The sequence below is a fragment of the Corynebacterium sp. genome, from assembly GCF_012838985.1.
Taxonomy (GTDB): Bacteria; Actinomycetota; Actinomycetes; order Mycobacteriales; family Mycobacteriaceae; genus Corynebacterium.
In genome coordinates, this window is the sequence record NZ_DUOE01000006.1 from 1 (window position 1) to 6,257 (window position 6,257).

The following is a 6,257-nucleotide window of genomic DNA, read 5'->3' on the forward strand; positions in this document are numbered from 1 at the left end:
CCCGCCGGAGCGCAGGCGCGGGGCAGCGTCGGCGCCGGCTGCGGGGCGACGGCCGGGGTCCTGCGGGGTGGCGTCGGCCAGGCCTCGCTGACGGTGGGGGAGCACACGGTGTCCGCCCTGGTGGTGGCCAACCCGGTCGGCTCCGTCATCGATCCCGGCACCGGCCTGCTGTGGGGTGATCCCGGACGGCCCGCGGTCGATCCGGAGAAGTTCGGGGCGCTGGAGCATCCGGCGGCCCGGTTGAACACGACGATCGGCGTCGTCGCCACTGATGCGCCGGTCACCACCGCCCAGGTCACCCGACTGGCCATGGTCGGGCACGACGGCATCGCGCGGGCCGTGCGGCCGGCGCACTCCCCGTTGGACGGGGACACCCTCTTCGCGGTCGGTACGTCGGAGGAGACCTCCGGCGTCGATGTCGAGACACTGCACGCCCTGTCCGCGGCGGCGGCTGATGTGGTGCAGGAGGCGCTTGTCGACGCCGTCGTGTCCGCCGTCCCCGGGTACGACGTCGGCTGCTGGGCGGAGATCCTCCCCGACTGATTAGAGTGGTGGGCAATGTACCAGCCAGTCCCGTACCCCACCGCCCCGCCGCCGTCTCCCCGCGGTGGCTCCGCGCTCCGTTCCGGCCTCCTGTTCGCCGGAGGTTACGTGCTCGTCATCTGGGCGGTGCACCTCATCAATGTCCTGATATTCGGCGGACAATTGGTGTTCTTCGGAATCCACCCGATGGACGTATCGTCGTTGTGGCATATATTCACGTCCCCTCTGCTGCACGCCAACGTGGAGCATCTCATCTCCAACACGATCCCCGGCGCTGTATTCAGCTTCCTCATAGGTATGTCGCGGGCGCGGGTGTGGTGGGAGGTCACGGCGATCGTCGTTCTGGTTGGAGGGGCCGGTGTCTGGCTGCTGGGAGGCGTGGGAACCAACCACATCGGGGCCTCCGGCCTCGTCTACGGTTGGCTCGGTTATCTGCTGGTCCGGGGCCTGTTCAACCGCAGTGTCATGCAGATCATGGTGGGGGTTGGCCTGGGGATTCTCTACTCCGGGCTGGTCTGGGGGGTGTTCCCCGGTGTGCCCGGGTTGTCCTGGCAGGCGCACCTCTTCGGCGCCGTCGGCGGCATTGCGGCGGGCATGTTCATCACCTCGGACGACCCGCCTGCGCTGCGGGAGAAGAAGCGCCTCCGGAGTCTGCAAAAGGGGTCCGCAGAGGGGTCCTGACCCCCTTCCGGGTGGAACCTGAGAGCAGTATTTCAGGAGTCACACAGGTTGAATAGTGGTTCTCCCGAGAATTGCTAGTATCATGAGGATTTATGAGAAGCAGTGACGTGGAGTGGTTGTCGGACCAGGAGTCAGAGACCTGGATGAATGTATGGTCTTTTCATGTCTGGCTGCCCTCCCGACTGGAAGCACAGTTGAAGCGGGACGCCGGAATCAGTCATTACGACTACTTCGCGCTGGTGCAGCTGTGGAAGGCCCCCCAGCATGTCCTCCGCATGAGTGAACTGGCGGCGACCTCCGACATGACCCTGTCCCACCTGTCCCGGGTGATCACCCGACTGGAGAAGCAGGACCTCGTGCGCCGTCTCCCGGATCCCGGCGACGGCCGTTCCACGCTCGCGGAGCTCACCTCCGACGGTCTGGCTCTCTTCGAGCAGGCGGCCCCGGGCCACGTCTCCGAGGTCCGTCGTCTCATCTTCGACAACCTTGAGCCGGAGGAGCAGCGCCACTTCTCGGAGGCGATGAGCAAGATCGTCGCCGCCATCGACAACGAGGAGCGTCGACTCCCGCGCTAGCATGGTCGGCGTGAGCACTCCTGAAGCACCCATCGGCATCTTCGACTCGGGTGTCGGCGGTCTGACGGTCGCCCGCACGATCATGGATCAGCTGCCGCACGAGTCGATCATCTACATCGGTGACACCGCGCACGGCCCCTACGGTCCGCTGCCCATCGCCGAGGTCCGCGCCCACGCGACCCGGATCGCCGACGACCTCGTCGAGCGCGGCTGCAAGATGCTCGTCATCGCCTGCAACACGGCCTCCGCGGCCTTCCTCCACGACGCCCGCGAGCGTTATGACGTCCCCGTTGTCGAGGTCATCCAGCCGGCGGTGCGTCGCGCACTGGCGACGACCCGCAACGGCAAGGTCGGGGTGATCGGCACGGTCGGCACCATCAACTCGGGTGCCTACCAGGACCTGTTCGCCATCAACCCCGGCGTGGAGGCGCACGCTCAGGCCTGTCCCAGCTTCGTCGACTTCGTCGAACGCGGCATCACCTCGGGACGCCAGATCCTCGGTGTCGCCGAGGCCTACGTGGAGCCCCTGCAGGCGGCGGGCGTCGACACGCTCGTGCTGGGATGCACCCACTACCCGCTGCTGTCGGGCGTCATCCAGCTGGCCATCGGTGACCACGTCACCCTGGTCTCCTCCGCGGAGGAGACCGCCAAGGACGTGTTGCGGGTGCTCACCCGGGAGAACCTGCTCGCCGATCCGGTGGGGGACGGGGAACGGCAGCCGACCCGCATCTTCGAGTCGACCGGGGATCCGGAGAAGTTCGCGGCGCTCTCGGGACGCTTCCTCGGCCCGGGTGTCGGTCACGTGCATCAGGTCACCGGGCTGTGACACCTGGGAATTCCCCTCACAATCTGATGACGTTCTGTGCGTTGCGTTCGAGAAAACTACTCTGACGTGGCACAGTAGCGACATGAAGTTGACGATCCTCGGAAGTTCCGGCAGCGTCGGCGCGCCCACCAACCCGGCCTCGGGCTATCTGGTGACCGTCGACAACTCCCCGGCCCTGCTCGTGGACATCGGACCCGGCGTGCTCGGCAGCCTCCAGAAGTTCCACGACCCGTGCGACGCCCACGTGGTGTTCTCCCACCTGCACGCGGACCACTGCCTCGACTTCCCCTCGCTGATGGTGTGGCGCCGCTACCACCCGCACTCCCCGGCGAAGGGACGCAACCTCTGCTTCGGCCCCTCCGGGACCCTCTCCCACCTGGGCCCCCTGTCCGCCGACAGCCCGGGCGAGGTGGACGACATGTCCGACACCTTCGCCTTCGCCCCCTGGCGCACCGGCGAGGCCCACATCATCGACCGCCTCAGCGTCGTCCCCTTCGAGGCCGTCCACCCCGTCGAGGCCTACTGCCTGCGCATCACGGAGCACACCTCGCAGAAGACCATCGCCTACTCGGGTGACACCGGCTGGACCGACCAGCTCGTCGAATGTGCCCGCGACGCCGACGTCTTCCTCTGCGAGGCCACCTGGTGCGCCGGTGACGGGGACTTCCCGCCGGACATGCACCTCACCGGCGCGGAGGCCGGACGGGCCGCCCGCCTGGCCGGCGCCAAGCGCCTCATCCTCGTGCACATCCCGCCGTGGGGCGATGAGGAGGCCACCCTCGCCGCCGCCCGCGCGGAGTACGACGGCCCGATCGAGGTCGGTCACCCGGGTCAGGTCATCGAGTTCTGACACCCCGCAGGTAGCCTGGGGGACATGACTTCTGATTTCCAGCGTGCCGACGGCCGCGATCTCGACCAGCTCCGCACCGTGCGCATCACCCGCGGCTTCACCTCCAACCCGGCCGGTTCCGTCCTCATCGAGTACGGCAACACCCGGGTCATGTGCACCGCCAGCGTCGAGCACGGCGTCCCCCGCTTCAAGAAGGACTCCGGCGAGGGCTGGCTCACCGCCGAGTACGCCATGCTCCCGGCCGCCACCCACGACCGCATGCGTCGTGAGTCCACGGCCGGCAAGGTCAAGGGCCGCACCCAGGAGATCTCCCGTCTGGTCGGCCGTGCGCTGCGCGCCGCCGTCGACCTCTCCCAGCTGGGTGAGAACACCATCAACATCGACTGCGACGTCCTGCAGGCCGACGGCGGCACCCGCACCGCCTCCATCACCGGCGCCTACGTCGCGCTGGCCGACGCCATCGCCGTGCTCAAGTCCGAGGGCGTCGTCCCGGGCGAGCCGCTGCTCCCGCCCGTCGCCGCCGTCTCCGTCGGCCTGGTCGACGGGAACGTCTGCCTTGACCTGCCCTATGAGGAGGATGTCCGCGCCGAGGTCGACCTCAACGTCGTCATGACCGAGGCAGGCAACTTCGTCGAGGTCCAGGGCACCGGTGAAAACGGTGACTTCAACCGTGAGCAGCTGGACGCCATGCTCGACTCCGCGGAGAAGGGCTGCCGCGAGCTCATCGCCGCCCAGCGGGCCGCACTGGGGATCTGACATGCAGCTGCTCGTCGCGTCGAACAACGCCAAGAAGCTCGCCGAGCTGGAGCGGATCCTCCGCGAGGCGGACGTGCAGGGCGTGGAGGTCCTCCCGCTCAGCCAGGCCCCGGCCTACGGGGAGCCGGTCGAGGACGGCCGCACCTTCGCCGACAACGCCCTCATCAAGGCGCGGGCGGGGGCCCGGGAGACCGGCCTGGTGTGCATCGCCGATGACTCCGGTCTGGCGGTGGAGGAACTCAACGGCATGCCGGGTGTGCTCTCCGCCCGCTGGTCCGGGCGGCACGGCGACGATGACGCGAACAACGCCCTCCTCCTGGGGCAGATGGCGCACGTCCCCGATGAGCGTCGGGCCTGCGCCTTCGTGTCCGTGTGCGCACTGGTCACCCCGGACGGCGCGGAGCACGTCGCCGAGGGACGCTGGGAGGGCACCCTCCTGCGGGAGCCGGTGGGGGAGAACGGTTTCGGGTACGACCCGCTGTTCCTGCCGGCCGACGACATCGCCGCCGGTCGTTCCTCGGCGCAGCTGAGCCCGGAGGAGAAGAACTCCCTGTCCCACCGTGGGAAGGCGTTGGCGCAGCTCGTCGAGGTCATCCGGTCTCTGGCGTCACAGTAGCGTCGGTGCGGTTGGTGGCCCGGTGCCGCCGCCGGATCTTCGCCCCCGCCGACTCGCTCTGGAAGGCGGAGTCGTTGAACTCCATCGCTCCGCCGTCGGATGGCGCCCACCCGGTCCGCCCGGTGGTGGGGTCCTTATCCATGTGCCCCAGTCCGAAGGCGGCGTCGGAGAAGCTCTTGAGCTCCACCACCTTCTCCGGGTGGGCGACCGCCGCGGACAGTTCCGTCAGCGCCGATTCAACGCGGTCGGCCAGTCCGCGCATCGCCTCCCGGCTCATGCTCCGCATGCTTCCCCGCCCCGATGCTCGATTATGTGTGCGGTGTTGATTCAGCACCGCCCCCTGTCAACTCTCACCGCCAGACGGGCGTTCGGTCCCCCTGTTCGTAGTGAGTCCCCTGGAGGTGAAGGTCTTTACAGGGTGGACTAATATTCGACGAATGACCCCGCAGAACATCGATGATCCCCGCAACCGCCCGAGTGCACAGACGGCGGAGCGGCAGTACGTCCTCACCCTCGGTTGTCCTGACTCGACCGGTATCGTCGCGAAGCTGTCGACGTTCCTGGCTGAGCAGGGTGGTTGGATCACCGAGGCCGCCTACTTCACGGACCCGGAGAACAACTGGTTCTTCACCCGTCAGGCGGTCCGTGCGGATTCCGTCGGCATGAGCATCGATGAGCTGCGGGAGAAGTTCCGTCCGGTGGCGGAGGAGTTCGGTCCGAAGGCGCAGTGGCGTCTGTGGGACACGGCGGACCTGAAGAAGGTCGTCATCCTCGTCTCCCGGGAGGGGCACTGCCTCCACGATCTGCTCGGCCGCGTCGCGGAGAACGACTACCCGATGGAGGTCGTGGCGGTCGTCGGCAACCACGATAACCTCTCCTACATCGCGGACAACCACGGGGTGCCGTTCTACCACGTGCCGTTCCCGAAGGACGCCGTCGGCAAGCGGAAGGCCTTCGAGGAGGTCGGGGAGATCGTCAACTCCTATGAGCCGGACGCCATTGTCCTGGCGCGTTTCATGCAGATCCTGCCGCCGGACTTCTGTGAGATGTGGGCGGGCCGGGTGCTCAACATCCACCACAGCTTCCTGCCGTCCTTCATGGGTGCCCGTCCGTACCACCAGGCGCACAAGCGGGGTGTGAAGCTCATCGGTGCGACGTGCCACTTCGCCACCTCCGATCTGGATGACGGTCCGATCATCGAGCAGGACGTCATGCGCGTGACCCACAAGGACACCCCGGAGGAGATGCAGCGTCTCGGCCGGGACGCCGAGAAGTCGGTCCTGGCCCGTGGCCTGCGCTACCACCTCGAGGACCGGGTCCTCGTCTACGGCAACCGTACCGTCGTCTTCGACTGACCCACGGAAGAGCACGGAAGAGCGCAACGGGGCACCTGCAGTACTGCAGGTGCCC

Annotated in this window: 9 protein-coding genes; 8 read left to right on the plus strand and 1 reads right to left on the minus strand. The window is 67.7% G+C overall.

Going from position 1 to position 6,257, the window contains the following annotated elements; genetic code table 11:
• The 7 genes from GXZ33_RS00190 to rdgB all read left to right on the plus strand — a co-directional run.
• Positions 1–543 (plus strand): P1 family peptidase (locus tag GXZ33_RS00190; protein ID WP_291338852.1); only part of this gene is annotated, 543 nt, incomplete at its 5' end.
• A gap of 15 nt (positions 544–558) precedes the next feature.
• The gene (locus GXZ33_RS00195) at positions 559–1,224 is read left to right on the plus strand and encodes a rhomboid family intramembrane serine protease (protein WP_291338853.1); all 666 of its coding nucleotides are present in this window, start codon (positions 559–561) and stop codon (positions 1,222–1,224) included.
• 194 nt (positions 1,225–1,418) lie between these two features.
• Positions 1,419–1,799: a MarR family transcriptional regulator gene (locus GXZ33_RS00200; protein ID WP_363236647.1), complete on the plus strand. Its 381-nt coding sequence runs from the start codon at positions 1,419–1,421 to the stop codon at positions 1,797–1,799.
• Position 1,800: 1 nt separating this feature from the next.
• Positions 1,801–2,625, plus strand: coding sequence for a glutamate racemase (murI, locus tag GXZ33_RS00205; protein ID WP_291338855.1), 825 nt, complete (start codon positions 1,801–1,803; stop codon positions 2,623–2,625).
• Positions 2,626–2,707: 82 nt separating this feature from the next.
• Entirely contained in the window at positions 2,708–3,475 is a 768-nt protein-coding gene (locus GXZ33_RS00210; protein ID WP_291338856.1) for an MBL fold metallo-hydrolase, read from the plus strand.
• Between the two features lie 24 nt (positions 3,476–3,499).
• Complete coding sequence (gene rph, locus GXZ33_RS00215; protein WP_291338857.1) at positions 3,500–4,231, plus strand: ribonuclease PH; 732 nt, start codon at positions 3,500–3,502, stop codon at positions 4,229–4,231.
• A gap of 1 nt (position 4,232) precedes the next feature.
• Complete coding sequence (rdgB, locus tag GXZ33_RS00220; protein ID WP_291338858.1) at positions 4,233–4,847, plus strand: RdgB/HAM1 family non-canonical purine NTP pyrophosphatase; 615 nt, start codon at positions 4,233–4,235, stop codon at positions 4,845–4,847.
• Here rdgB and GXZ33_RS00225 read toward each other — a convergent pair.
• On the minus strand, positions 4,822–5,133 hold the full coding sequence (locus GXZ33_RS00225) for a hypothetical protein (protein WP_291338859.1): 312 nt from the start codon (positions 5,131–5,133) through the stop codon (positions 4,822–4,824). The genes rdgB and GXZ33_RS00225 overlap by 26 nt on opposite strands.
• Positions 5,134–5,284: 151 nt before the next feature.
• Here GXZ33_RS00225 and purU point away from each other — a divergent pair, with 151 nt between their 5' ends.
• Positions 5,285–6,202 (plus strand): formyltetrahydrofolate deformylase, encoded by a 918-nt coding sequence (gene purU, locus GXZ33_RS00230; protein WP_291338860.1) that lies wholly within the window; start codon positions 5,285–5,287, stop codon positions 6,200–6,202.
• Positions 6,203–6,257: the final 55 nt, after the last annotated feature.